The 24,564-nt window shown below is 55.5% G+C and carries 23 protein-coding genes; 10 read left to right on the forward strand and 13 right to left on the reverse strand.

Annotated features, from left to right (window positions below):
* Positions 1 to 12 precede the first annotated feature (12 nt).
* Both FDW95_RS03870 and rbn read right to left on the reverse strand, forming a co-directional pair.
* On the reverse strand, positions 13 to 1,017 hold the full coding sequence (locus tag FDW95_RS03870) for a chemotaxis protein (protein ID WP_115257912.1): 1,005 nt from the start codon (positions 1,015 to 1,017) through the stop codon (positions 13 to 15).
* Between the two features lie 64 nt (positions 1,018 to 1,081).
* Positions 1,082 to 1,999: a ribonuclease BN gene (gene rbn, locus FDW95_RS03875; RefSeq protein WP_115257913.1), complete on the reverse strand. Its 918-nt coding sequence runs from the start codon at positions 1,997 to 1,999 to the stop codon at positions 1,082 to 1,084.
* A gap of 67 nt (positions 2,000 to 2,066) precedes the next feature.
* Between rbn and FDW95_RS03880 the strand changes: the two genes are divergently transcribed.
* The 8 genes from FDW95_RS03880 (at position 2,067) to menE (ending at position 10,043) form a co-directional block, all read left to right on the forward strand.
* The gene (locus tag FDW95_RS03880) at positions 2,067 to 2,528 is read left to right on the forward strand and encodes a GNAT family N-acetyltransferase (protein ID WP_096756381.1); all 462 of its coding nucleotides are present in this window, start codon (positions 2,067 to 2,069) and stop codon (positions 2,526 to 2,528) included.
* Positions 2,529 to 2,581: 53 nt separating this feature from the next.
* Positions 2,582 to 2,887 carry a stress response protein ElaB gene (gene elaB / locus FDW95_RS03885; RefSeq protein WP_115257914.1) on the forward strand — a complete coding sequence of 102 codons (306 nt, stop codon included), beginning with the start codon at positions 2,582 to 2,584 and terminating at the stop codon, positions 2,885 to 2,887.
* Positions 2,888 to 2,991: 104 nt separating this feature from the next.
* Positions 2,992 to 4,290 (forward strand): isochorismate synthase MenF, encoded by a 1,299-nt coding sequence (gene menF, locus FDW95_RS03890; protein ID WP_115257915.1) that lies wholly within the window; start codon positions 2,992 to 2,994, stop codon positions 4,288 to 4,290.
* Between the two features lie 84 nt (positions 4,291 to 4,374).
* Positions 4,375 to 6,045 (forward strand): 2-succinyl-5-enolpyruvyl-6-hydroxy-3-cyclohexene-1-carboxylic-acid synthase, encoded by a 1,671-nt coding sequence (menD, locus tag FDW95_RS03895; protein WP_115257916.1) that lies wholly within the window; start codon positions 4,375 to 4,377, stop codon positions 6,043 to 6,045.
* Positions 6,042 to 6,800 carry a 2-succinyl-6-hydroxy-2,4-cyclohexadiene-1-carboxylate synthase gene (menH, locus tag FDW95_RS03900; protein ID WP_115257917.1) on the forward strand — a complete coding sequence of 253 codons (759 nt, stop codon included), beginning with the start codon at positions 6,042 to 6,044 and terminating at the stop codon, positions 6,798 to 6,800. Before menD ends, menH begins: the two co-directional genes overlap by 4 nt.
* Before the next feature lie 14 nt (positions 6,801 to 6,814).
* A complete protein-coding gene (menB, locus tag FDW95_RS03905; protein ID WP_096756386.1) occupies positions 6,815 to 7,672 on the forward strand; it encodes a 1,4-dihydroxy-2-naphthoyl-CoA synthase in 858 nt (285 codons plus the stop codon).
* On the forward strand, positions 7,672 to 8,634 hold the full coding sequence (menC, locus tag FDW95_RS03910; protein WP_115257918.1) for an o-succinylbenzoate synthase: 963 nt from the start codon (positions 7,672 to 7,674) through the stop codon (positions 8,632 to 8,634). The genes menB and menC overlap by 1 nt, the downstream gene beginning before the upstream one ends.
* Entirely contained in the window at positions 8,631 to 10,043 is a 1,413-nt protein-coding gene (gene menE, locus FDW95_RS03915) for an o-succinylbenzoate--CoA ligase (protein ID WP_115257919.1), read from the forward strand. Before menC ends, menE begins: the two co-directional genes overlap by 4 nt.
* Here menE and arnF read toward each other — a convergent pair.
* From arnF to nudI, 8 genes are all read right to left on the reverse strand, one after another.
* Entirely contained in the window at positions 9,991 to 10,389 is a 399-nt protein-coding gene (gene arnF / locus FDW95_RS03920; protein WP_115257920.1) for a 4-amino-4-deoxy-L-arabinose-phosphoundecaprenol flippase subunit ArnF, read from the reverse strand. The two genes, menE and arnF, sit on opposite strands and share 53 nt — an antisense overlap.
* Positions 10,389 to 10,724, reverse strand: coding sequence for a 4-amino-4-deoxy-L-arabinose-phosphoundecaprenol flippase subunit ArnE (gene arnE / locus FDW95_RS03925; protein ID WP_115257921.1), 336 nt, complete (start codon positions 10,722 to 10,724; stop codon positions 10,389 to 10,391). The genes arnF and arnE overlap by 1 nt, the downstream gene beginning before the upstream one ends.
* Positions 10,721 to 12,376 carry a lipid IV(A) 4-amino-4-deoxy-L-arabinosyltransferase gene (arnT, locus tag FDW95_RS03930; RefSeq protein ID WP_137363417.1) on the reverse strand — a complete coding sequence of 552 codons (1,656 nt, stop codon included), beginning with the start codon at positions 12,374 to 12,376 and terminating at the stop codon, positions 10,721 to 10,723. The genes arnE and arnT overlap by 4 nt, the downstream gene beginning before the upstream one ends.
* Positions 12,373 to 13,275 carry a 4-deoxy-4-formamido-L-arabinose-phosphoundecaprenol deformylase gene (gene arnD / locus FDW95_RS03935; RefSeq protein WP_115257922.1) on the reverse strand — a complete coding sequence of 301 codons (903 nt, stop codon included), beginning with the start codon at positions 13,273 to 13,275 and terminating at the stop codon, positions 12,373 to 12,375. The genes arnT and arnD overlap by 4 nt, the downstream gene beginning before the upstream one ends.
* Positions 13,272 to 15,254: a bifunctional UDP-4-amino-4-deoxy-L-arabinose formyltransferase/UDP-glucuronic acid oxidase ArnA gene (arnA, locus tag FDW95_RS03940; protein WP_115257923.1), complete on the reverse strand. Its 1,983-nt coding sequence runs from the start codon at positions 15,252 to 15,254 to the stop codon at positions 13,272 to 13,274. Before arnA ends, arnD begins: the two co-directional genes overlap by 4 nt.
* Complete coding sequence (arnC, locus tag FDW95_RS03945) at positions 15,251 to 16,234, reverse strand: undecaprenyl-phosphate 4-deoxy-4-formamido-L-arabinose transferase (protein WP_137363418.1); 984 nt, start codon at positions 16,232 to 16,234, stop codon at positions 15,251 to 15,253. Before arnC ends, arnA begins: the two co-directional genes overlap by 4 nt.
* Before the next feature lie 2 nt (positions 16,235 to 16,236).
* Positions 16,237 to 17,376, reverse strand: a complete 1,140-nt coding sequence (arnB, locus tag FDW95_RS03950) for a UDP-4-amino-4-deoxy-L-arabinose aminotransferase (protein WP_115257925.1) — start codon at positions 17,374 to 17,376, stop codon at positions 16,237 to 16,239.
* Between the two features lie 288 nt (positions 17,377 to 17,664).
* Positions 17,665 to 18,090: a nucleoside triphosphatase NudI gene (nudI, locus tag FDW95_RS03955; protein ID WP_137363419.1), complete on the reverse strand. Its 426-nt coding sequence runs from the start codon at positions 18,088 to 18,090 to the stop codon at positions 17,665 to 17,667.
* A gap of 316 nt (positions 18,091 to 18,406) precedes the next feature.
* On the opposite strand from nudI, the gene FDW95_RS03960 reads away from it, so the two are divergent.
* Both FDW95_RS03960 and FDW95_RS03965 read left to right on the forward strand, forming a co-directional pair.
* Positions 18,407 to 18,949: a YfaZ family protein gene (locus tag FDW95_RS03960; RefSeq protein WP_115257927.1), complete on the forward strand. Its 543-nt coding sequence runs from the start codon at positions 18,407 to 18,409 to the stop codon at positions 18,947 to 18,949.
* A gap of 124 nt (positions 18,950 to 19,073) precedes the next feature.
* On the forward strand, positions 19,074 to 20,270 hold the full coding sequence (locus FDW95_RS03965; RefSeq protein WP_115257928.1) for a nicotinamide mononucleotide deamidase-related protein YfaY: 1,197 nt from the start codon (positions 19,074 to 19,076) through the stop codon (positions 20,268 to 20,270).
* A 125-nt stretch (positions 20,271 to 20,395) separates the two neighbouring features.
* Here the strand turns inward: FDW95_RS03965 and glpC are convergent, their stop codons facing one another.
* From glpC to glpA, 3 genes are read right to left on the reverse strand one after another with little or no spacing between them, the layout of a single operon-like run.
* A complete protein-coding gene (gene glpC, locus FDW95_RS03970; protein ID WP_096756399.1) occupies positions 20,396 to 21,586 on the reverse strand; it encodes an anaerobic glycerol-3-phosphate dehydrogenase subunit GlpC in 1,191 nt (396 codons plus the stop codon).
* Positions 21,583 to 22,842 (reverse strand): glycerol-3-phosphate dehydrogenase subunit GlpB, encoded by a 1,260-nt coding sequence (gene glpB / locus FDW95_RS03975; protein ID WP_115257929.1) that lies wholly within the window; start codon positions 22,840 to 22,842, stop codon positions 21,583 to 21,585. The genes glpC and glpB overlap by 4 nt, the downstream gene beginning before the upstream one ends.
* The gene (gene glpA / locus FDW95_RS03980; protein WP_115257930.1) at positions 22,832 to 24,460 is read right to left on the reverse strand and encodes an anaerobic glycerol-3-phosphate dehydrogenase subunit A; all 1,629 of its coding nucleotides are present in this window, start codon (positions 24,458 to 24,460) and stop codon (positions 22,832 to 22,834) included. Before glpA ends, glpB begins: the two co-directional genes overlap by 11 nt.
* Between the last annotated feature and the right edge of the window lie 104 nt (positions 24,461 to 24,564).

Raw genomic sequence — 24,564 nt, forward strand, 5'->3', positions numbered from 1 at the left:
TGCTGAGTTCAGTCAGGCTGAAATCTGGCGGCTCACCAGTGGCCCATTAATGTCTTTCGCCGCGCGCTCCATCACTTCCTGGATTACGGAAGACAGCTCGTTGATCTCGAATTTCGCCACGTAGCCATCGGCCTTCACTCTGCGCACGTGATCTTCATTGGCGCTGCCGGAAAGGGACGAGTGGATGACGACCGGGATCTTCTTCAGACGTTCATCGGTCTTAATCTTGCGGGTCAGCGTAAAGCCGTCCATCTCCGGCATTTCCAGATCGGTAAGCACCAGCGCAATTTTCTCGCTGATGGACTTGCCTTCCGCCTGCGCTTCCAGGGACAGCTGCTGAATTTTTTCCCACGCGTCTTTGCCGGTGACATGCATCTGGTGCGGAATGTTCATGGCGTTAAGCCCTTTTTCCAGCATCGCACGGGCGACCTTAGAATCTTCTGCCACAATCGCCACAGCACCTGGGGTGATATTGAATTTACTGGTCTCCAGGTGGGTGGCGCGCAGATCGTGGTTTGACGGCACAATGTCATACAGGATCTGTTCGACGTCGAGTACCAGCGCCAGGTTGTTGGTTTCTTTGTTGTCATCCAGACAGGCGATGCTGGTGATATAGCGACCGTTGACGGCTTTCTCGGCGGTATGCACCTGTTGCCAGTCCAGGCGCATAATGTTTTCCACTGATTCTACCGCAAACGCCTGCACGCTACGGGCGTATTCGGTGATCAGCAGGATGTTCAGTCCGGTCTCAGGCTTGCATCCGGCAACGGCGGGCAGGTCGATCACCGGGATCACCTGATCGCGAATGTTCACCATGCCCAGCAACGGGGCTTTCATGCCCGCCGGACGCGTAAATGCGGGCATGGGGACAATTTCGCGCAGCTTAAATACGTTGATACCAAACAGCTCTGATTTCTGCTCATCCAGCGATGTGCCGAGGCGAAACAGCAGCAGTTCAAAGCGGTTAGACAGGGTTAGGTTTGTCCTGTCATCAATGTCTTTCTGAATATTATTCATCCTGTCCTCAGTGTGAACGCCAGCCTTTTCACTGTTATCGGCACTGAGGCGGAAAAATAGAGCGTTAAACCGTGAAAACGGCGAAATCGTGCGCCAGTTCGGTGTCCGCAAACAGCGCCCGGCACTCTTCGAGCAAACGTTGGCAGCCTTTTTCATCATAACGCGAGCTGACGTGAGTCATAATCAATCGGCCCGCACCTGCCTCCCGTGCCAGCATCGCAGCCTGGCGGGTGGAGCTGTGTCCCCGACTGTTGGCCTTTTCTTCCATCGAGGCGTCCAGCGTGGTCTCATGTACCATCACATCCACCCCTTTTGCCAGTTCGAGGGCGGAGGCGCACGGCGCGGTATCGCCAAATATCGCCACGGATTTGCCCGGAAACGCCGGGGCGAGAAAATCAGCACCGTTAAGGGAACGACCATCTTCCAGCACGACGGTTTTACCGGCTTTGAGATCCTGGAACCACGGCCCTGGCTTAACGCCCGCTGCCTTCAGCGCGCTGGCGTCAAGCGCACCGGGTTTGTCATGTTCTTCAACGCGAAAACCGTAGCATTCGAGCGGATGCGCCAGCGCGAAAGCCGTTACTTTACGTAGACCGTCGTCGAGAATTTCTCCGGCGGTAATTTCCACAATCTCCAGCGGATAATCGGTCCAGGAGCCGCTCAGGCGTAATGCAGTCTCGGTAAATTCACGTAACCCTTTTGGCCCGTACAGCGTCAACGGCTGGACGTTTCCGGCCATCGAGCGGCTGCACAGCAGTCCCGGCAGGCCAAAAAGGTGATCGCCATGCAGATGACTGATAAAAATACGATCGAGTTTTCCCGGATTGAATGGCGTGGTCAGCATCTGGTGCTGCGTTCCTTCGCCGCAATCGAAAAGCCACAATCCCGCCTGAGTAGGGTGTTGCAGATTGAGTAATATTGCCGTTACATTGCGGGAGCGCGTGGGGACTCCCGCAGACGTGCCTAAAAAAATTAATTCCATCTTAGTATTACACTTTTCGCCATCAATAAGGCAGGGTGTTCAGGTTATCACAACCAAGGGGCAGACAATGATTCACTGGCAAGATCTCCACCATACAGAACTGACCGTCCAGCAACTGTATGCCATTCTTCAGCTGCGCTGTGCGGTGTTTGTTGTTGAGCAACAGTGTCCGTATCAGGATGTGGACGGCGATGACCTGACGGGTGAAAACCGACACCTTCTGGGATGGCATAATGATCGGCTGGTGGCGTATGCGAGGATTCTGAAAAGCGACGACGATCTCGAACCGGTGGTTATCGGTCGGGTGATTGTCAGCGCTGCGTTACGCGGGGAAAAACTGGGGCAGCAGCTGATGACGCAGACGCTGGCATCCTGTGCTCAGCACTGGCCGCACAAGGCGTTGTATCTGGGCGCGCAGGCGCATCTGCAACCTTTCTACGCGCGCTTTGGTTTCGTTCCGGTGACGGATATCTATGATGAAGATGGTATTCCGCACATCGGCATGGCGCGTGAGGGACATCAAGCGTAAACAGCTCAGGTCGTCTATAGTTAGCGGGTACGTAAATAGAAAGGGAGAAAATAATGTCTTTTCATTCTTATGAATCACGTATTGATGATGACCTGGAATTACTCAGCGAAACGCTGGAAGAAGTGCTGCGCTCGTCGGGCGATCCTGCCGACCAGAAGTACCTGGAGTTAAAAGCGAAAGCCGAACAGGCGTTAGAAGAGGTGAGAAATCGCGTCAGCCACGCTTCGGACAGCTATTATTATCGCGCGAAAAAGGCAGTTTGCCGGGCAGATGACTATGTGCATGATAAACCGTGGCGCGGGATCGGCGTGGGTGCAATGGTCGGTTTAGTGATGGGTTTATTGTTAGCACGGCGATAAATTCGACACCTTCATCGCATTTGTCAGTACTCCCTAAACGGGGGTACTGCTTTTTCTCGTCAGTACCCCGTATAATGAGAGGTTTTTAACAGGGAGAGGTCTGCGTGCATTCAATTACTACTGCGCTGGAAAATCTGATGCGCCTTTTGACGCAAGAGATACCGGCAGCACCTGGCATTCGTATTTACGACATCCCTTTCCCTCTGAATGATGCTTTCGACGCTTTGGGCTGGCTGGCCAGTCAACCCGTCTGGCCGCAGTTTTACTGGCAACAGCGTAACGGTGATGAAGAATCCGCCGTGCTGGGTGCCGTGGCAACGTTTTCCTCTCTGGCCGTCGCTCAGCAGTTTTTACACCAGCATGAAGACCATTCTGAACTGCGCATCTGGGGCCTGAATGCGTTTGAACCCCAGCGCGGCAATTTACTGCTACCTCGCCTGGAATGGCGGCGTTGCGCAGGCGTGGCAACCTTACGGTTACACCTGTATAGCGACGTGTCGCTGCAAGACGATGCCGTGCACGCGCGCGCCTTCCTTTCAACGCTTGCCAACGTGAAGCCGCTTCCCGCACTGCGCCTGAATTTAACCGCTGAGCAGCACTGGCCGGATAAAGCGGGCTGGACGCGCCTGATTGAACTGGCCACTCAAACCATTGCCGGGGAAGCGCTCGACAAAGTGGTGCTGGCGCGGGCAACCGATTTACAGTTCTCACAGCCGGTGAACGCCGCGTCGGTGATGGCCTCCAGTCGTCGCTTAAACCTTAACTGCTACCATTTCTTTATGGCGTTTTCCGCCGAGTGCGCTTTTTTGGGATCGTCTCCTGAACGTTTGTATCGGCGGCGTGACACGGCGCTGCGTACCGAAGCGCTGGCCGGAACCGTCGCTAATCATCCTGACGACCACCGGGCCTGGCAGCTCGGCGAGTGGCTGATGAAGGACGATAAAAACCAGCGTGAGAATATGCTGGTGGTAGAAGATATCTGTCAGCGACTGCAAAACTGTACGCAAACCCTCGACGTGCTGCCACCGCAGGTGCTAAGACTGCGCAAAGTGCAGCATCTGCGCCGCTGTATCTGGACTGCGCTGAATCAACCGGACGATACGCTTTGCCTGATGCAGCTCCAGCCGACCGCGGCAGTGGCGGGCATTCCGCGTGAACGGGCGCGCGCATTCATCCAGCATAATGAACCTTTTGAACGAGAATGGTATGCCGGCTCTGCGGGATATCTCTCCCTGCAGCAAAGTGAGTTTTGCGTGTCGCTACGTTCGGCGAAAATTAGCGGCAATGTGGTGCGCCTGTACGCTGGGGCCGGGATTGTACGCGGCTCCGATCCCGAACAAGAATGGCAGGAAATAGACAATAAAGCGGCGGGTTTACGTACTTTATTACAGATGGAAGCCTAATGAGTCACACATTATCGACTCATATCAAAAATCCATTTATTCGATTCTTTATACTGTGTCGCAATATTGATACCGGACAATCTTATGTCAGTAAGCGCATTTAACCGACGCTGGGCGGCGGTCATACTGGAAGCACTCACTCGCCACGGCGTCAGGCATGTTTGCATTGCGCCTGGCTCTCGTTCGACGCCATTGACGCTGGCCGCAGCGGAGAATTCTGCCTTTATCCACCATACCCACTTTGACGAGCGCGGGTTGGGGCATCTGGCCTTAGGTCTGGCCAAGGTCAGTCGGCAGCCGGTTGCGGTGATTGTGACCTCCGGTACGGCGGTAGCGAATTTGTATCCGGCGCTTATCGAAGCCGGTCTCACCGGTGAAAAACTGATTTTACTCACGGCGGACAGACCGCCTGAGCTTATCGACTGCGGGGCGAATCAGGCGATTCGTCAGCCGGGAATGTTTGCTTCTCATCCATCGCAAACGCTCTCTTTACCGCGTCCGACGCAGGACATTCCCGCCAGTTGGCTGGTTTCCACCCTCGATAATGCCATGGCTTCACTGCACAGCGGTGCGGTACACATTAACTGCCCGTTTGCGGAGCCGCTGTATGGCGAGATGGACGACACAGGCATTGAGTGGCAGCAGCGGCTGGGTGACTGGTGGCAGGATGATAAACCCTGGCTGCGCGAAGCGCGTCGGCTGGAAAGTGACAAACAGCGCGACTGGTTCTTCTGGCGGCAAAAGCGCGGCGTGGTGATTGCCGGGCGTATGACGGCGGAAGAGGGTAAGAAAGTTGCGCTGTGGGCGCAGACGTTAGGCTGGCCGCTGATTGGCGATGTGCTGTCGCAAACCGGACAGCCGCTGCCGTGTGCCGACCTGTGGTTGGGCAATGCGAAAGCGGTGACCGAATTACAGCAGGCACAGATTGTGGTGCAGTTGGGCAGCAGCCTGACCGGAAAACGTCTGTTGCAATGGCAGGCTACCTGTAACCCGCAAGAATACTGGATTGTCGACAATATCGAAGGACGGCTGGATCCCGCTCATCATCGTGGACGCAGGTTAGTCGCGAAGGTTAGCGACTGGCTGGATCTGCATCCGGCAGAGAAACGCCAGCCCTGGTGCGTCGATGTTCCACGCCTCGCGGAACAGGCGTGGCAAACGGTGGCAGCGCGTCGCGAGGCGTTTGGTGAAGCGCAGCTGGCGCACCGCATTCGCGAGTATCTGCCTGAACAGGGCCAGCTGTTTGTCGGCAACAGTTTGGTGGTACGTCTGATTGACGCACTGTCTCAGCTTCCGGCAGGGTATCCGGTGTACAGCAATCGCGGGGCCAGCGGTATCGACGGTCTACTGTCAACTGCGGCAGGTGTACAGCGAGCCAGCGCGAAATCGACGCTGGCCATCGTCGGCGACTTATCGGCGCTGTATGATCTGAATGCGCTGGCCTTATTGCGCCAGGTCTCCGCACCGTTTGTCCTGATTGTGGTGAACAATAACGGCGGGCAGATTTTCTCCCTGTTGCCGACACCGCAAAGTGAGCGTGAACGGTTCTATCTGATGCCGCAGAACGTCCATTTTGATCATGCGGCAGCGATGTTTAACCTAAAATATCACCGCCCGGAAAACTGGGAACAGCTGGAACGTGCACTGGCAGGAGCCTGGCGTACTCCGGCCGCCACGGTGATTGAGCTGGTGGTCAATGAGACTGACGGGGCGCAAACCCTGCAGCAGCTGCTGGCGCAGGTGAGTCATCTATGATCCTGCACGCGCAGGCGAACAAGGACCAGGCGGATGCCCCCTGGCTGGTTTTCCTGCACGGCTTCTCCGGCGATTGCCGGGAATGGCAGCCGGTCGGGGAGCAGTTTGCGGACTGTTCACGGCTGTATATTGATTTGCCCGGCCACGGCGGTTCTGCGGATATTCACGTCAGCGGATTTGATGACGTCAGCGAACTGCTGCGTAATACTTTATTTAGTTACAACATACTTAACTACTGGCTGGTGGGATATTCTCTTGGCGGCCGAGTGGCGATGATGGCGGCTTGCCAGGGGATGTCAGGGCTTTGCGGCCTAGTGGTCGAAGGCGGGCATCCGGGGCTGCAAAGTGAAGACGAGCGCGCGCAGCGTCGCCTGTCCGACGGTCGCTGGGCCGCACGTTTTCGCCACGAGCCGCTACGTGATGTTTTTAACGACTGGTACCAACAACCGGTTTTTGCCTCGCTAAGCCCTGCGCAACGGCAGGTGCTGGTTGACCTGCGTAGCCAGAACAATGGCGTTACGCTTGCCGCTATGCTGGAGGCCACCTCGCTGGCGGGTCAACCCGATTTACGTGCGCCGCTCACCACGCGCGCATTTCCGTTTTATTATTTATGTGGTGAACGTGACGATAAATTCCGCGCTCTGGCGACGGAAATGTCTGTACCGAACCATGTGATTCCTCACGCTGGACACAACGCGCATCGGGACAATCCCGCGGGCGTAGTAGATTGTCTGGCTCAGATTCTGCGTCGCTGACTAAAGGACATTTTATGATCTATCCTGATGAAACAATGCTTTACGCACCGGTAGAATGGCTCGATTGCTCTGAAGGCTATACCGACATTCGCTATGAAAAATCCACCGACGGTATTGCAAAAATCACCATCAATCGTCCGCAGGTACGCAATGCTTTCCGTCCTGTAACCGTCAAAGAGATGATTCAGGCGATGTCTGATGCGCGCTATGACGACAATATCGGCGTGATTATCCTGACCGGCGCAGGCGACAAAGCGTTCTGCGCGGGCGGCGATCAGAAAGTACGCGGCGACTACGGCGGATACCAGGATGACTCCGGTGTACATCACCTGAACGTGCTGGACTTCCAGCGTCAGATCCGTACCTGTCCGAAGCCGGTTGTGGCGATGGTTGCGGGTTATTCCATCGGTGGTGGCCATGTGCTGCACATGATGTGTGACCTGACTATCGCGGCTGAAAACGCCATCTTTGGTCAGACAGGCCCGAAAGTGGGTTCCTTTGACGGCGGTTGGGGTGCGTCTTATATGGCCCGTATCGTTGGTCAGAAGAAAGCGCGTGAAATCTGGTTCCTGTGTCGTCAATACGATGCGAAACAGGCACTGGATATGGGCCTGGTCAACACCGTGGTTCCGCTGGCGGATCTGGAAAAAGAGACCGTGCGCTGGTGTCGTGAAATGCTGCAAAACAGCCCAATGGCGCTGCGCTGCCTGAAAGCGGCGCTGAACGCCGACTGCGATGGTCAGGCGGGGCTGCAGGAGCTGGCCGGTAACGCCACCATGCTGTTCTACATGACGGAAGAAGGTCAGGAAGGCCGTAATGCGTTCAACCAGAAACGTCAGCCTGACTTCAGCAAATTCAAACGGAATCCGTAATGCGTAGCGCGCAGGTATACCGCTGGCAGATCCCCATGGACGCGGGGGTGATTTTGCGTGACAGGCGGTTAAAAACGCGTGATGGGCTGTACGTGTGTCTTCGTGACGGCGAGCGTGAAGGGTGGGGAGAGATCTCCCCCTTGCCGGGCTTCAGCCAGGAAACCTGGGAAGAGGCGCAAACGGCTCTGTTGGCCTGGGTAAACGGCTGGCTGAAGGGGGAAACCTCTTTTCCACAGCTGCCTTCGGTGGCTTTTGGTGCTAGCTGCGCACTCGCCGAGCTTGACGGGACGTTGCCGGAGGCGGCGAATTATCGCGCCGCGCCATTGTGTACCGGCGACCCTGACGATCTGGTGCTGCAACTGGCGGACATGCCGGGCGAAAAAGTCGCGAAGATCAAAGTTGGCCTGTATGAAGCTGTACGTGACGGCATGGTGGCCAACCTGCTGCTGGAAGCGATCCCCGATCTGCATTTACGTCTTGATGCTAACCGTGCCTGGACGCCACTGAAGGCGCAGCAGTTTGCGAAGTACGTCAATCCGGATTATCGCGGGCGCATTGCCTTCCTCGAAGAGCCGTGCAAAACCCGTGATGATTCTCGCGCCTTTGCGCGGGAAACCGGGATTGCCATTGCTTGGGATGAAAGCCTGCGTGAAGCCGACTTTACCTTTATGGCGGAAGAAGGCGTGAGTGCGGTGATCATCAAGCCTACGCTCACCGGTAGTCTGGATAAGGTTCGCGAGCAGGTTGCAGCCGCGCATGCGCTCGGACTCACTGCGGTAATCAGTTCGTCTATTGAGTCAAGCCTGGGGTTAACCCAACTGGCGCGGATTGCCGCCTGGCTGACGCCGCAGACCATACCGGGTCTGGACACGCTGAGCCTGATGCAGTGTCAGCAGGTTCGCAGCTGGCCCGGCAGTGTGCTGCCATGTATTAACGTGGATGCGCTGGAACGACTGCTATGACCGTGCAGGACATGCCCGATGTCACAAGCATATCGGGCCTGGCGACGGCGTTTACCGACTGGCCGTGGCGTCACTGGCGGCAGGTTCGGGCAGAGGCGCCAGCGTTACGCCTCAATGATGAGGTGCTGAATTGGCGCGAGCTCTGTACGCGCGTCGACGCGCTGGCCACGGGGTTTGCTGCTCAGGGGGTGAAAGAGGGCGACGGCGTGCTGTTGCGTGCCTGGAATCACCCTTCATCTGCGCTTGCCTGGCTGGCATTGTTGCAGTGCGGGGCGCGGGTGTTACCGGTGAACCCGCAGCTGCCGCAGCCTCTGCTGGATGCGTTGATCCCTGATTTAACGCTGCGTTTTGCGCTGGATCTGCAAAGCAATGACCCCTTTTCGGGGCTGATGCCGTTGCAGATCCAGCAACTGTCTGGCGAGCATGCAGCCGACTGGCTGCCTCTGCGATTGAGTTCAATGACACTCACATCCGGTTCAACCGGGTTGCCTAAGGCAGCGGTGCATACCTGTCAGGCACATTTGGCGAGTGCGCAGGGGGTGCTGTCATTAATGCCGTTTGGCACAGAGGATGACTGGCTGCTCTCGCTACCGCTGTTTCATGTTTCCGGTCAGGGTATTTTGTGGCGCTGGTTATTGGCTGGTGCGCGCATGACCGTGCGTGACAAGCAACCGCTGGAACAGATGCTGGTGGGCTGCACTCATGCCTCGCTGGTACCGACGCAGCTTTGGCGATTGCTGGTAAACAACGCACCGATCACGTTGAAAGCGGTACTGCTGGGGGGCGCGGCCATTCCGGTTGAGCTGACCGAGCAGGCGCGTGAGCAGGGGATTCGCTGCTGGTGCGGTTACGGGCTGACGGAGTTTGCTTCCACGGTTTGCGCGAAAGAGGCCGATGGCCTGGGCGATGTCGGCTCTGCCTTGCCGGGCAGAGAGGTCAGGATCGTGGATGATGAAGTCTGGCTGCGCGCTGCCAGCATGGCGTCAGGTTACTGGCGCAACGGGCAGCTTATTCCGCTGGTTAATGACGAAGGCTGGTTTGCTACCCGCGATCGCGGGGTGTTAAACGACGGTAAGCTCACGATTGTCGGTCGCATGGACAACCTGTTCTTTAGCGGCGGGGAAGGTATTCAGCCGGAAGAGGTGGAACGCGTGATCGCCGCCCATCCGCACGTGCTGCAAGCCTTTGTTGTTCCGCTGGAAGACCATGAGTTTGGCCATCGTCCGGTGGCGGTCGTTGAATACGATACCCGTGCGGATGACGCCAATCTTGCTGAATGGGTGAAAGATAAACTGGCCCGTTTTCAACAACCGGTACGCTGGCTGGAATTACCGCCAGAGCTGAAAAGTGGCGGTATTAAGGTTTCTCGCCGCGCATTGCTGGACTGGGTCCGAGAAAAATCGTCATAAGCCCTGCCATAATGCACAGCACGCCGATGAGCGCCCGCCATGAAAATGAACCCTGCCAGCCAGGTAAGAGCATTGAGGCGAGCCACACCAGTACGTAGCTGAGGCTGAGCAGGGCGTAGGCCTTGCTCAGTGCCAGTCGGTGCAGGGCCTGGTGCCAGCAGATAACCGACAGCAAATATCCCGCCAGTCCCGCGTACAGCGTTAACGTCCCGACGCTTGCGGAAAATATCGCTTCCATAAATCGCAACGGATGCAGTATCGGCGGCAGATTGTCCATCGCGTAGCCGAGACTCAACTGAGCCAGCGAAGTAATCATGACGCTGCATAGCCCCCAGAATATCCCCATTACACCGCGCTCCCGAGAATAAAAATACCGGTGATAATCAGCCCCACGCCCAGCCAATGGCGCTTAGTGACGGGCTCTCGCCAGATTTTCCAGGCTGCCAGCGTGACCCAGACAAAGTTAAGGCTCAGCATGGGGTAAGCGATGCCGACGGGAATGTTTTGCAATACCGCCAGCCATAACAGCATCGCCAGACCGAGGCTTGCCAGAGCCAGACTCATCCACCACGCAATGTGGCGTTTGCGCGCGCGGATGGCCATCGGGCGGGTGGCCTGCTTCTGGCACAGTTGCCCGCCTACGCTGAGCAGACTGGCGAGGACTAACGCCAGCCAGATCATTGGGGCCGGTACTGAATCAAGACCAGACGCCCCTGATTATCAACGTAATCCGCGGGGGGAATGGCAAGTTGGGTCATATCCTGATCCTTCGAAATCGACAGCACCAGCGTAATAATACCCTCCTGGCGATGTTGGGCTAACCAGTCGGGAAAGCCAGTCTGACTGACAAAGCGACCCTGGGCATCGGGATAATTCAGGCCATATTTTAGCTCGCCCATTTGCCCGTACAGGATGATGTCATCGCGTTTCAGGCTCCAGGCCAGACCTGCGGCGACGCCAACGTTGTCCGCAAGCACGTAGCGACTCGGTTGTAACACCTCTTTGGTCATCTCAACAAAAAACTGCGGTTGTTTCGCTTCCATGACCCTGTCGGGTATCGCGAATCCAAACAACAGCACCAGCCCCAATGGGCAGAATGCGGCATATTTCCAGGTTTTTTGGCTATTGGTCAGCGTATACCAGCCAAAAAAAGTCCAGATGAGAAAGATGCCCCACGAATAAAAAACCTTATAAGTTTCGATATGCGTCCACACAGGAGACGGCAGCGGCCCCAGTGTAGACACCACAAAGGTGGCGACAATGCCGATCACCCCAAACAGAATGTTGATCCCGCCATTGACGCGCAGGGCAACGGATCCTTCCTTGGCCGCCTGCACACCGAAACGCGCGATGAGGAGAGCCAGCGGCGCGAAGCAGGAAAGAATATAGGTGGGGAGTTTTCCTTTAGCGATGCTGAAAAACACAATCGGCATGACAATCCAGCCCAATAGGTACAGCGCACCTCGCGGGATATCCCGCTCACGCCAGCCTGTTCGCAGCGCGCCAGGCAGAAGGCCAAGCCAGGGCAAACAGCCCGCGATAAGGACGGGCAGGTAGTACCAGAACGGAGCTTTATGCTGGGCATCCGCCAGTGCGAAACGCTGAATATGTTCGACCCAGAAAAAGTAATGCCAGAAATCCGGCTCGCGTTGTGCAATGGTGATTCCCAACGGCAACACAATGGCAATGCAACCGACTACCGCCAGCAGACCGTAGAGAAAGAGATCTTTCCATCGTTTTTGTACTAATACCAACGGCAGTACGCTGAGAACCGGGACCGCCAGTGCGAGAAAACCTTTGGTCATCACCCCCATGCCGCAGGCCAGTCCCAACAGCAAAAAGGCGATAATTTTGCCGGTTTTAGTGGTGGCCTGCATGCCTTGCCAAAAACAGCACATGCCCGCCATCAGCCACAGGGCGATGATAGGATCGAGAACTGCGTAGGTGCCGATGCTGTAAACGGAAAAAAACGTTAAGAAAATTACTGAGGAGAGTATGGCGGTGCGTTTATCCTGCCAGAGTCGCATGGCAAGCCAGGCCACCAGTAGCGCGGTGAGTAGGGTGGCAAAAATAGCGCCCGCCCTGACGCCAAAATTGTTTGCACCAAATAACCACTGCCCGATGCTGTTTAACCAGTATCCGGCAATCGGTTTTTCAAAATAGCGTAACCCGAGAAAGTGCGGGACTATCCAGTCGCCCGAGTTGAGCATTTCTCGGCTAATTTCCGCGTAGCGCGTTTCGTCAGGCTGCCACAGCAGGCGGCTATTGATGGGAACAATATAATACAGCGCAATAAAGGCGATAAACGCCACGGTATAACGTAGAGATTTCATCGTGACACACTCACCGGGTACTGACAGCCGAGCCATCCCTCTCTGCCGGGTATTTTGCCGCGAACGACCTGGCCTGTTGGCAGCGTAGTGATATCGTCTGGCAGGAACTCACCAAGCGGGCAAAACGTAATGCCCGCATCAGCGGCTCGAGTCAGCAAGTCATCAAAATCGTGATGGCAGGCGATCCCTTCAACTTCCGCATGAATGGTGTACACCGGCGTTGCTGTGTTCATCAGCATGTGGGAGAGGATCCAGGCATTGAAGTCGACAGCCTGCACTTCCCGGCCAATCACTTCATCCCAGGTCGGTAAAGTGACGGGAATCTGCGGCGTGCCGGCTTTCCCCGTCGCAAGCAGCGGGCGAAATAGTGAAGAGCCCCGACAATCGCTGTTGTAGCGTAGGTTAAAGGCTTCTTTGGCGTGGACGACGCGTTCGTCAGCACGCCATCCGGCAGCGGCTGAGCAGGTGACAGGCTGTCCGGTGATGGCCTCAAGCACGGTAATACCTTGAGAAATATCATCAATCAGTTGTTTGTCATTCCAGGTGCCACTTCGCGCCTGCCAGGCATGGTGATCCCAGGCATGCAGGCCGGTTTCGTGAACCCGGGCGGCTTGCGCAATAATGGCGGCATTCGCGTGGCCTATTTCTTTTCCTGGCCACGCGGTCCCGGCCAGTAAAATATCCCACCCGTAGAGAGAGACTGCGTTTGAGCGCAGCATCTTCCACAAAAATTGCGGTTTCACCAGACGCCAGAGATGGCGTCCCATGTTGTCAGGTCCAACGCTAAAGAAAAAACTTGCCCGAACGTTATGTCGGTTTAATGTCTCCAGCAGGCGGGGCACGCCTTCGCGCGTCCCCCTGAAGGTATCGACATCAATGCGCAAGCCTACTTTGGTCATGATGTGTGTTCCGTGACATCCACGCTGCGTAAGAAGAAATCGAGCGTCTCTTCTACCGTTTCCCGCATGTCGATGGTCGGTTCCCAGCTCAGGCAGCGTCGGGCATTAACAATACTCGGTTTACGGTGTTCAACGTCCTGATAACCTTTGCCATAGTAGCTGCTGCTTTCAACGTCACGGAAGCCGGCGAACGGCGGAAAGTGCTGACGCAGTGGATGTTTTTCAAAGCAGCTCAGCAGCATTTCTGCCAGTTCCTGAATGCTGGCTTCGTTATCCGGGTTACCGATGTTGATAATCTCGCCGTCACAGCGTCCGCCGGCGTTTTCTATGATGCGGAACAGCGCCTCGATACCGTCGCGAATATCAGTAAAGCAACGCTTCTGCTTACCGCCTTCAATCAGCTTAATCGGCGAACCTTCCACCAGATTGAGGATCAACTGAGTAATGGCGCGTGAGCTACCGATACGGGCAGCGTTCAGGCTGTCGAGACGTGGTCCCATCCAGTTAAATGGACGGAACAGCGTGAAGCGCAATCCTTCTTTTTCGCCGTACGCCCAAATAACGCGATCCAGAAGCTGCTTAGAAACGGAATAGATCCAACGCGGCTTATTGACCGGGCCGACGGTAAGGTTTGAGCTGTCTTCATCAAAGACCTTATCGCTACACATGCCGTACACTTCGGACGTTGACGGGAAAATGATGCGCTTGCGGTATTTCACGCAGTAGCGAATGATTTTCAGGTTTTCTTCAAAATCGAGCTCAAAGACACGCAGCGGGTTGCGGGTGTATTCAATCGGCGTGGCAATCGCCACCAGCGGCAGCACGACGTCGCATTTTTTCACATGGTATTCAATCCATTCAGAATGAATACTGATATCGCCTTCGACAAAATGGAAGCGGGGGTGTGACAAAAAACGTCCAATCGCATCGCTGCCAATATCCAGCCCATAAACCTCGTAGTTTTCTTCTTGCAGCAGGCGTTCGGTCAGGTGGTTACCGATAAAACCGTTCACGCCGAGGATCAAGACACGCGTGCGACGTTTGCTGGCGGAAACCTGCTGGCCGTTCAGGCGAGACCCCACCACCAGACCCAGAACCTGCGCCAGCTGTGAACCTTGCATGGCAATGCCATCGCCCGCTTGCCCGGTAATGATTTCAAGTGCGCCATCGGCACAGGCTATTTGCAATGGCGATGCGCTTATCACGGTGCCCGGTTGTGCGCCGATGGTATTCGTACACGGGCGTGATGACCAGACGGTAAATTTTTGTGTTCCTGCATAGCTAAACGCGCCAGGCCAGGGATCGGAGACGGCACGTACCCTGTTATGTAACTGCCCGGCCGGTTTGTTCCAGTCAAGGACGCTGTCGTCCGGCGTGCGACGACCAAAATAGGTTGCATCAGCTTCCTGCTGGTGGCGCTGCTGAAAGTCAGCCGTTTTGATAGCAGGCAGCGTTTGTTCCAGCATTTGGCGCGCCGTCTGGCACAGTTTATGATGCAGCGTTAATGCCACGTCATCGGGTGAAATAGCCACACGCTGCTGGGCAACAATCGCCCCGGCATCCGCACGTTTGACCATGCGATGCAGCGTCACACCCGTTTCCGTTTCGCCATTGACCAGCACCCAATTCAGCGGGGCGCGACCACGATATTTCGGCAGCAGCGAGCCGTGCAGGTTGAATGCGCCCACAGGTGCGAGGCGAAGAATCTCATCGCTGAGTAAATGGCGATAGTAGAACGAAAAAATGACCTCAGGGGCGAGCTGGCTGATGCGCTCAACCCACAATGGATGATTGACGTTGTCTGGGGCATAGACCGGGATCCCTGCGCTGGCCGCAAGCCGGGAAACAGAGCCAAAAAACGCATTTTCACCGGGATTATCGGTGTGTGTGAAAATAGCAGCGATGTCATAACCCGCATCCAGCAAAGCTTGAATTCCCTGACATCCCATATCGTGATAAGCAAATACGACGGCTTTCATGCGTGGTTTTCCTCGTTTGACTGCGTGGTGTGTGGACGAATAACGTGTTGAACAAAGTAGCGGGGGCGGGCGCGGACATCGTTATAGATGCGACCGATATATTCGCCGAGTAAACCCATACCAATGAACTGTGCGCCGATAAACGTAAACAGCACGGCAAACAGCATAAAGACCCCCTCAGCTGCCCACTGCGGACCCAGCGTCAGGCGAAGAGCGACCAGCAGAACGGACAGGGTGAAACCCGTGGCGGCAATCATGCTGCCCAGCAGGCTCAGCATGCGCAGCGGTGTGGTGGTCAGGCAGGTCACCAGGTCATACATCAGGTTAATCAAACGCATAAAGCTGTACTTAGAGTCGCCAAATTCACGCTCTGCATGGTGCACCGGGATTTCCGTCGCGCGACGGGCAAAGATGTTGGCCAGAATGGGAATGAAGGTGCTGCGCTCCTGGCAATGCAGCATGGTATCAACGATATGACGGCGATAGGCGCGTAGCATGCAGCCATAATCCCCCATCGCTTTACCGGTGGTACGTTGAATCAAATGGTTGATCATCCTCGAGGCCGTCTTACGAAAGATGCTGTCTTGCCTGTTTTGGCGCACCGTTCCGACCACGTCGAAGCCCTGGTCTGCGGTGGCGACCAGACGAGGGATCTCCTCTGGTGGGTTCTGCAAGTCGGCATCCAGCGTGATGACTAAATCACCGGTGACGTGGCTGAAACCGGCCATAATCGCCGAGTGCTGCCCGTAATTGCGATTCAGCAGAATAGAGACAATATGGCTGTTGTGGGCCTGTGAGGCATCCATCATCAACTGTACGGAATTGTCGCTGCTGCCGTCATCGATCAGCAGGATTTCATAGTCTTTCCCCAGTTTTTCGCAGGCGGCACAGGTACGTCTGATTAACTCCGGCAGGCTTTCCTGTTCGTTAAAAACGGGAATGACTACCGAGACTTTTTTAATCGGTGTGGCTTCAAACATGGTCATTGTCCTGCTATCCGGCGAAGTGCCGTGATGACGCGCTGGGTATCGTCGGCGGTCATGTCGGGAAATAAAGGCAGTGAACAGATGCGGGCGCTATTCCATTCTGTGTTGGGGAGCGACAGGGTGGGGAAGCGTTCGCGATAATACTTTTGCGTGTGCGCCGCGCGAAAATGCAGACCGGTACCGATACCTTCAGCCTTCAGTGCTTCCATTAAGGCGTCCCGACTCAGGCCGCAGCGTGCCTCGTCAACACGAATAATAAACAGATGCCAGGCGTGAACGTGCGACCACTGCGGCAAGCTCAACGGCTGAAAAGGTGTATCGGCCAGCGCGTGCTGATAGTGGTGCGCAATTTCAGCGCGACGTGCATTTATTCGACCCAGTTTATCCAGTTGCACCAGGGCGATGGCAGCATTGATATCGGTCAGGTTGTACTTGTATCCTGGGGCCAGAACTTCCGCCTGCGGTGCACGACCAAAGGTTTGCCGGTCATAGGCATCCACGCCCAGACCGTGGAATTTCAGACTACGCAGATGTTGTGCGAGCGCACTGTCGTCGGTCACGATCAGTCCACCTTCCGCGCAGGTAACATTTTTGATGGCGTGAAAGGAGAAAATCGCCGTACCGCGCGCGCCAACATGACGGCCCTTGTATAAGGTTCCCACCGCATGTGCGGCGTCTTCGATGACCGGGATGCTATAACGCTCGCCGATGGCATAAATTGCATCAAGGTCAGTTGGGGCACCGGCGTAATGCACCGGAATAATCGCTTTGGTTCGTGGGGTTATCGCGGCTTCAATTTGTTCGGGAGTGACCATCAGCGTATCGCGGTCGACATCGATCATCACCGGCGTCGCACCCAACAGGACAATCATATTGATCGTGGAAACCCACGTCATCGACGGGGTGATCACCTCATCACCTGCGCCTACGTCCAGCGCCATCAGCGTGATGTGCATACCTGCTGTGGCTGAGCAGACGGCAACGGCATGTTGGTTTCCCGTCAGCCGACAGAATGCCTCTTCCAGTTGCTGATTTTTAGGGCCGGTGGTTATCCATCCGGAGTCCAAAACGGTTTTGACGGCGGCAAGCTCTTCAGTACCGAAGGCCGGGCGAGAGAAAGGCAAAAAGTCAGACATCATTATTCCTTCAAGCCATTAAACGCCATCGCATATTTATTAGGATGATAAATAGAGGTGTCGTTAATTATTTCATCAGGCTGCAAAGATTAATGATTGAAGGTTAATTTATCCTTAAGAGTTTAAGGTTGAGAAATAATGTGGAGTGTTTTGATTTTTGTGATTATCACTTTGAAAGTGAAATGTTTTTATATTTTATTTTTCGTCGCGAGCTACCGACATTACTCCATTTTATTAAAAAATTAAGCAATGCCGGTACACATACAGCCAATTTCATCGTGACAAAAACTACAGTAGTCCTTTCAGTTTTAACGTTTTTCGGGTGGCGACGTTTAAGTCGTAATGGGCGAGGTCCTGCGGTTTAACCCAGGCGAAGTCCTGAAACTCTTCGTTAATCTTCACCTCACGATTGGCTGAAACACAATCGAAGATCAGATAAATCATGTAGATCTCTTCCTGGCGACCATCAGCATAGGTTTTGGTGCGGATATCATCACTAAAGGTCCACGGAGTTATCTCTGTGAGCACCAACTGCTCGCCCAATTCTTCGCGCACTTCGCGACGCAAGGCCTCTTCGATACGCTCACCCGGCTCAACGCCGCCACCTGAAAGTGCCCATTGACTGGGGAACACGCCGCGATCGTCGGCCATTTTGCACAGTAAATAACACCCTTCATTTTGAATTAATGGGCAAACAATCGTTCTTTGACGCATAAGTCTGTTCCTTAGTGTGTCTGTCCAGTGAGTCCATCTTTCACTCATCTTACCTGTTACCAGACGCAGAAAAAATGCGTCCAGGCCGATTTAAAGGAGAAGCGGGATTAAATGAATGCGATAACAGAAAACACGCCTCAGGCCGTTGCTGTGGCGTAAGTTGGCCGTTAACTTAACCTTTGCTAAACATTCTGAGTAGTATTTAGTTACAATATGTTATTGCATCGCCTTTTTAGCTCATTGATTCCTCGCCATCAGGCAGTACAATCCAGCGGTTTTGGGGCTATGTTTAGTTTCTTGCTGGAAAGGATAGAAAATGAAAAAAAGTATTTTATTGGGCCTTGCTGGAATGCTGTTTGTTTCTGCGTCGGCGAACGCGGTAAGCATCAGCGGCCAGGCGGGTGAAGATTACACCAACCTTGGCTTCGGTTTCGGTACCGAGTCCTCCGGGCTGGCAGCCAGCGGCAACTGGATGCATAACGACGATGATGGTGATGTTGCCGGCGTCGGTCTTGGCCTGAATATCCCGATTGGTCCTCTGCTGGCCACCGTTGGCGGGAAAGGCGTTTATACCAACCCAAACGACGGCGATGAAGGCTATGCGGCGGCGGTTGGTGGTGGCTTGCAGTGGCCGATTGGCGACAGCTTCCGTCTGTTTGGCGAGTACTACTACTCTCCGGATTCGCTTTCCAGCGGTATTGATAGCTACGAAGAAGCCAATGCGGGCGCGCGTCTGACCATTATTCGCCCACTGAGTATCGAAGCCGGTTATCGCTACCTGAACCTGGCGGGTAAAGATGGCAACCGTGACAATGCGATTGCTGACGGCCCGTATGTTGGGGTTAACGCCAGCTTCTGATGTCCCTGGCGCGGCGTTCAGCTGCGCCTGTTTTTCCTTCTCTTACTCATTCTCTTTCCCTCCATCCTCCATGTTCCCTCGCCATTGCGTTATAGTGTTTTGATTGCATAAGCAGGAGAACACAATGTTAAACGTGGAGATGCTATCCACCGGGGATGAAGTGTTGCACGGCCAGATCGTCGACACCAATGCCGCCTGGCTGGCTGATTTTTTCTTCAATCAGGGATTACCGTTAACACGCCGCAACACGGTGGGCGACAATCTCGACGACCTGGTCGCCATTTTGCGCGAACGCAGCGAACATGCCGATGTATTGATTGTGAACGGTGGCTTAGGGCCAACCAGCGATGATTTGAGCGCGCTGGCTGCGGCAACGGCAAAAGGTGAAGGGCTGGTGCTGCACGAGGCATGGCTTGCTCAGATGGAGCATTACTTCCGCGAACGCGGTCGTATTATGGCACCGAGCAACCGTAAGCAAGCTGAATTACCTGCCAGCGCCGAGTTTATCAATAACCCAGTGGGTACCGCCTGTGGATTCGCCGTGAAGCTCAACCGCTGTTTGATGTTCTTTACGCCGGGTGTTCCGTCAGAGTTTAAAGTGATGATCGAGCATGAGATCCTACCGCGTCTGCGGGAGCGATTCTCACTCTCCCAACCCCCGCTATGCCTGCGACTAACCACCTTTGGCCGTTCTGAAAGCGAGCTGGCGCAAAGTTTGGATCCGCTGCCTTTGCCTGCCGGGGTCACGATGGGGTATCGCTCATCAATGCCGATTATCGAGTTGAAGCTTACCGGGCCGGATTCCCAACGTGAAGCGATGCTGGCGCTCTGGCCGGAGGTGAAGCGGGTTGCCGGGCAGAATATGATTTTTGAAGGCACGGAAGGGCTGCCCGCGCAAATTGCACGCACGTTACAGGAACGGCAATACAGCCTGACGCTCAGCGAACAGTTTACCGCGGGCCTGGTCGCCCTCCAGCTATCTCGCGCCAACGCCCCGCTGTTGGCCAGTGAAGTGGTGCCCTCTCAGGAGGAAACGCTGGCGCAAACCGCGCACTGGATAACCGAGCGACGCGGCAATCATTACGCAGATTTGGCGTTGGCGGTATCGGGTTTCGAAAACGAACATATTAACTTTGCGCTGGCAACGTCTGAGGGCACGCATGCATTACGCGTACGACTTAGCGCTAATCGCTACAGCTTGCCGGTGCGTCAGGAAGTGTGCGCCATGATGGCTCTGAATATGCTGCGCCGTTGGCTTAACGATCAGGATATTGCCACCGAGCATGGCTGGATTGAAGTGGTTGAATCACTGACCGTATAGTTTGTTATTGCCTGATGGCGAAGATTTTGTAGGCCGGATAAGGCGTTTTACGCGGCCATCCGGCAGATGTTTTGCCAGATGGCATTTCGCTTATCGGCCTACAATTGGGATGTAGGCTTGGTTAGTTAGCCTAACGCCTGTGCCAGCAGGGTTATTGGATGCTCACAGCGCTTGCTGGTGGACATCTCAATCTGCCATTTGCAGGTTTCGCAGTCGGTGACGACGATATCGGCTCCGCTTTCTTCGATCTGGCGGAATAGCGGGGCGCCAATGGATTGCGAAGTGGGGTAGTTTTCCTTTTTAAAGCCGTAGGTTCCGGCGATGCCGCAGCACTGGGAATCCAGCACCGTCAGTTCCAGACCAGGAATTTGACGCAGCAGCTCCAGCGTGTAGAGCGTCCAGCCCATTTTCTCCATATGGCAGGGGGTGTGGTAGACCACCTTCAGTGGCAGTGTTTTTAGCGGCAGCGTTTGCCCGCCGTCCAGTTTGCGCCACAGCCAACGGGTGGCCAGCTCAATATGTTCACGCAGGCCCGTGTTGTCGACATCCAGCACTTCGGGATATTCATCGCGAAGCGCAAAGGTACAGGTTGATGAGGTGGCAAGCACCGGAATACCTTTTCCGTCAATGGCTTCTCTGAGCGAAGCCACGTTGCTGACCGCCTGCTTACGTGCCTTATCGGTAAAACCGTTGGCGATCAGCGGCACGCCGCAGCACTTCTCTTTACTCAGCAACTGTACGCCGGTCCCCATCGCATTCAGCACTTTAATCAGGTCTTTGCCAAGCTGTGGATGGTTATAGTTCACAAAGCAGCCGTGAAAAAAGGCGACCTGATCCTGATACTGCGCCTGCTGTGCGGCAACGCTGCGGTACCAGCGGCGGAAGGTACCAAAGGAGTATTTTGGCAGCGTCCGGCGATGATCGATTTTTAACGCGTAATCGAGCAGCTGACGCACGGGCTTCAGCGAGGTGGCGGTATTAACGATCGGTGCGAACGGTGTGGAAACGCTGCCCATCAAATCGGTATGGCTTAAGACAAAGTTGCGCAGCGACGGGCGGGTGGTGTCATATTTGGCGCGCGCGCGCTGGATGATATCGCCAATTTTAACATCTGACGGACAGGCGACTTCGCAGCGTTTGCAGTTGATACAGTATTTCAGCGCATCATCGTATAACGCACCGTCTTTTAGACGCAGACGTTCCCCGTCCGGCCCGGCCTGTTTGGGGCCTGGGTAGCTCGGATTGACGCGGCTGACCGGGCAGGCAGTGGTGCACACAGTGCATTTGATACAACTTTCAAAACGTGTATCGCTCATTGCTGGCCTCCTGCTCGTTTCGCAATATGATGTGCGGCATGCAAGGCGCTGACTGCGCTCACACCGCCTCCGCAACCCTGGGCTATAGGGTCAAAACCGCCAAGCACCGACCCGATGGCAAACAGGTTCTCTACCGTTTTTCCCGCAAGCGTTGGGCGCAGGGTGTCATCAGTATTCACACCAAATTGTTGCCACGGCTGCGGGTCGAAGACGTCGCGCTGATACCACTGCGCACGGGTCTCTGTTTGCTGGACATCCAGGCCGAGGATCGGCTCGTGGACGGCCTCGCGCGTTGCCACCAGTCCGCTGCTGAAGAAACTGCCGCTGGCGAGCACGGCAAAACGTGGACGCAATGGAATATCAGCATGATTGCGGGTCCACACTTCACTTACCACACCGTCCTGACAGGTGATTTTTTTCACCTCGTCACCGGGCATCCACACGCCGCCCTGGCGTACAAACTGACGCTGTAATTGATTGTGCAGGCGCATGCCGAGAACAGAAGGCGGTAAGGTGGGTAACAGCATCAGCGAGCAGGGCAGACGCTCGTTGAGCCACTGCCAGAGCCGGGAATCGGCGAGACCGAAGCAGGCTGGCATAATAATCATGTCGCAAGTTTTTGCTATTGGCAGCAACGCGTCACAGAGCAGTGGCCATTTATCTTCGTTATCCAGCAGGCGTGCGATGTTAACCGCGCGAAACTCGGTGGGGTTGTCGCGCAGAACATCCAGTTCCGGCAGCTCGATTTCTGCGGTGTCGACGCTGAGGTTACGCTGGCTCAGCGAGGCCGCCGCGAGGTGTGCCTGAAAATCCAGTAACCCGCTGATGCCCACCACGCAGATACGCTGAGCAGACAGCGGCCAGACCGGTACTTCCGGCGAACTGAGCCAGGTTGAGCGCAAGGTCCCCAGCGGCGTTACGCGCTGATGTACCTGATGTACCTCGCCCTGCAACTGGGCACCGGATTCTTTCAACAGGGTTTGCGCCTGCTGCGCCAGTGACAGGACGTTTTGCGTACCGATAAGGCTATAAGGGTGCAAGGGGGCCTGAGTGCGCAGTGCGTTCAGGCCTGCCTCGATATCGCTCACCGGCTGTCCATCCGGCAGCGTGCTGAGTAAATCCAGCGAGCCGGAGGAAAAATGCAGGGCGCTTTGGCCACGGGTAACAATCGCGCAGCGTAACCCGCTTTTTTGCAGTTGCAGACCGCACAGCAGTCCGGCGAGACCGCCGCCGATAATGACGGTATCAAATTTCATCCAGGTGCTCCTTTTCCAGACCGCATAACCCCTGATACACCCAGCGCGTGAACTCGCTTTCGCGCAGTGCGTCTCCCCAGGCAATCGGCTGCACGCCTTTCCAGCGTTCGTTGAGAAACTCGGAGAGCTGGGTGATGGACTGCGCGGCGGTGGTAACATTAAAACGTTGCAGTAACCCTGCGGCGCGGCAGGCGCACAGCTCGCCCTGGCATGTCCCCATCCCGACGCGAGTACGGCGGCGCAAGTCCAGCAGGCTGTTGACGGTTAAATTTTCCACGGCGTATTGGACTTCGCCTGCGGTGACCGCCTCGCACTCGCAGACCAGGCTGCGATGCTGACGACCTTCGCTCAGCCAGACCGGGGTGCGATCGCCGTGACGGTAGACTGCCGAGCCGCGTAGCGGTGCGGGCAACGAGATCACGCGCTTAAGCGTGTGCTCGGTTGATTCCTGCGAACCTGGCAGCGCGACGTCCGCCGTGGTGCAAGGGCGAGTGTTGCCCAGCTTGCGGCAGACGGCGTCGGTGGCCCATTCAGCCATCAGGCGGTAGGTCATCAGTTTGCCGCCGGTAATGGTGATAAAGCCATCCAGACCGTCGCGTTCAGCATGATCGAACAACACAATGCCGCGGCTGACGTTACGACCGCTTGGATCATTGTCGCTGGCCACCAGCGGACGCACGCCGGAGTAGGCGCGTAAAATGCGCGTTTTCGCCATAATCGGCGCCAGCTTCTCCCCTTCACGCAGCAGGATATCCACCTCTTCAGCGGTGACGCGGTTGCTGTCGATATCATCGTAATCAATATGTTGCGAGGTGGTGCCGATCAGCGAGATGGTGTCGCCAGGCACCAGAATGTCGGCATCCGACGGTTTACGGCAGCGGTTGATGACATGCTGGTTAATGCGATGATCCATGATCAACAACGAGCCTTTTGCTGGGAACATGCAGATGCTCAGATCGGCATATTCCGCGATCCGCTGGCCCCAGATCCCGGCAGCGTTCACCACCACCGGCGCATGCAGGGACTGCATCTCGCCGGTGAGATGATTGCGAACGTTCACGCCGCAGACGGTTGCACCTTCACGAATCAGCCCGGTCACTTCATGGGCCGTCAGAATGACCGCGCCATGCTCTCTGGCATCCAGCATGTTGGCAGCGGTTAAACGGAAGGGATCCACGGTACCGTCTGGCACTTTGACTGCGCCAATCAACTGCGGGTTCACCGCGGGCTCGATAATGCGCGCTTGTTGAGGGTCGATCGCTTCTGCACGAATGCCCGCATCTTCGCAGGCACGAATAAAGGTGGCCTGGAAGGAGAGTTCATCTTCCGGCAGTGTGATAAACAGACCGTCCGTAGGCTCTACGCAGTGGCGGGCGATACGTTTCAGAATTTGGTTTTCGCTAATACATTCACGCGCAGATTCTGCGTCAGTGACGGCATAGCGCGCACCGCTGTGCAGCAGGCCGTGGTTACGTCCCGTCGCGCCGGTAGCGATATCGTGGCGTTCTACTAAGATGACGCGCAATCCGCGCAGAGCACAGTCGCGTGCGATCCCGGCACCTGTTGCTCCCCCACCAATGATAATCACGTCACTTGTTTGCGAGTCGCGAGTTTTCATTGTTTTTCCTCACAGTTCGTTTTTTTATCATTTAGCCACATAAAAAACATGGATTGTTTGATTTCGCGCATAATCGCTCATTATTCGAAAATGAAACGTGATTT

Origin of the sequence: Citrobacter sp. wls718 (assembly GCF_005280945.1) — a bacterium.
Lineage (GTDB): Bacteria > Pseudomonadota > Gammaproteobacteria > Enterobacterales > Enterobacteriaceae > Citrobacter > Citrobacter gillenii.

Coding starts and splice junctions, on each gene's coding strand:
- arnF (WP_115257920.1), bottom strand. CDS start 10,389: ATGGGGATATTCTGGGGGCTATGCAGCGTCATGATTACTTCGCTGGCT.
- FDW95_RS03960 (WP_115257927.1), top strand. CDS start 18,407: ATGAAAAAAAGTATTTTATTGGGCCTTGCTGGAATGCTGTTTGTTTCT.
- FDW95_RS03870 (WP_115257912.1), bottom strand. CDS start 1,017: ATGAATAATATTCAGAAAGACATTGATGACAGGACAAACCTAACCCTG.
- menB (WP_096756386.1), top strand. CDS start 6,815: ATGATCTATCCTGATGAAACAATGCTTTACGCACCGGTAGAATGGCTC.
- menE (WP_115257919.1), top strand. CDS start 8,631: ATGACCGTGCAGGACATGCCCGATGTCACAAGCATATCGGGCCTGGCG.
- arnB (WP_115257925.1), bottom strand. CDS start 17,376: ATGTCTGACTTTTTGCCTTTCTCTCGCCCGGCCTTCGGTACTGAAGAG.
- arnD (WP_115257922.1), bottom strand. CDS start 13,275: ATGACCAAAGTAGGCTTGCGCATTGATGTCGATACCTTCAGGGGGACG.
- glpA (WP_115257930.1), bottom strand. CDS start 24,460: ATGAAAACTCGCGACTCGCAAACAAGTGACGTGATTATCATTGGTGGG.
- menD (WP_115257916.1), top strand. CDS start 4,375: ATGTCAGTAAGCGCATTTAACCGACGCTGGGCGGCGGTCATACTGGAA.
- arnT (WP_137363417.1), bottom strand. CDS start 12,376: ATGAAATCTCTACGTTATACCGTGGCGTTTATCGCCTTTATTGCGCTG.
- glpC (WP_096756399.1), bottom strand. CDS start 21,586: ATGAGCGATACACGTTTTGAAAGTTGTATCAAATGCACTGTGTGCACC.
- nudI (WP_137363419.1), bottom strand. CDS start 18,090: ATGCGTCAAAGAACGATTGTTTGCCCATTAATTCAAAATGAAGGGTGT.
- glpB (WP_115257929.1), bottom strand. CDS start 22,842: ATGAAATTTGATACCGTCATTATCGGCGGCGGTCTCGCCGGACTGCTG.
- FDW95_RS03965 (WP_115257928.1), top strand. CDS start 19,074: ATGTTAAACGTGGAGATGCTATCCACCGGGGATGAAGTGTTGCACGGC.
- FDW95_RS03880 (WP_096756381.1), top strand. CDS start 2,067: ATGATTCACTGGCAAGATCTCCACCATACAGAACTGACCGTCCAGCAA.
- arnA (WP_115257923.1), bottom strand. CDS start 15,254: ATGAAAGCCGTCGTATTTGCTTATCACGATATGGGATGTCAGGGAATT.
- menH (WP_115257917.1), top strand. CDS start 6,042: ATGATCCTGCACGCGCAGGCGAACAAGGACCAGGCGGATGCCCCCTGG.
- arnC (WP_137363418.1), bottom strand. CDS start 16,234: ATGTTTGAAGCCACACCGATTAAAAAAGTCTCGGTAGTCATTCCCGTT.
- arnE (WP_115257921.1), bottom strand. CDS start 10,724: ATGATCTGGCTGGCGTTAGTCCTCGCCAGTCTGCTCAGCGTAGGCGGG.
- menC (WP_115257918.1), top strand. CDS start 7,672: ATGCGTAGCGCGCAGGTATACCGCTGGCAGATCCCCATGGACGCGGGG.
- elaB (WP_115257914.1), top strand. CDS start 2,582: ATGTCTTTTCATTCTTATGAATCACGTATTGATGATGACCTGGAATTA.
- rbn (WP_115257913.1), bottom strand. CDS start 1,999: ATGGAATTAATTTTTTTAGGCACGTCTGCGGGAGTCCCCACGCGCTCC.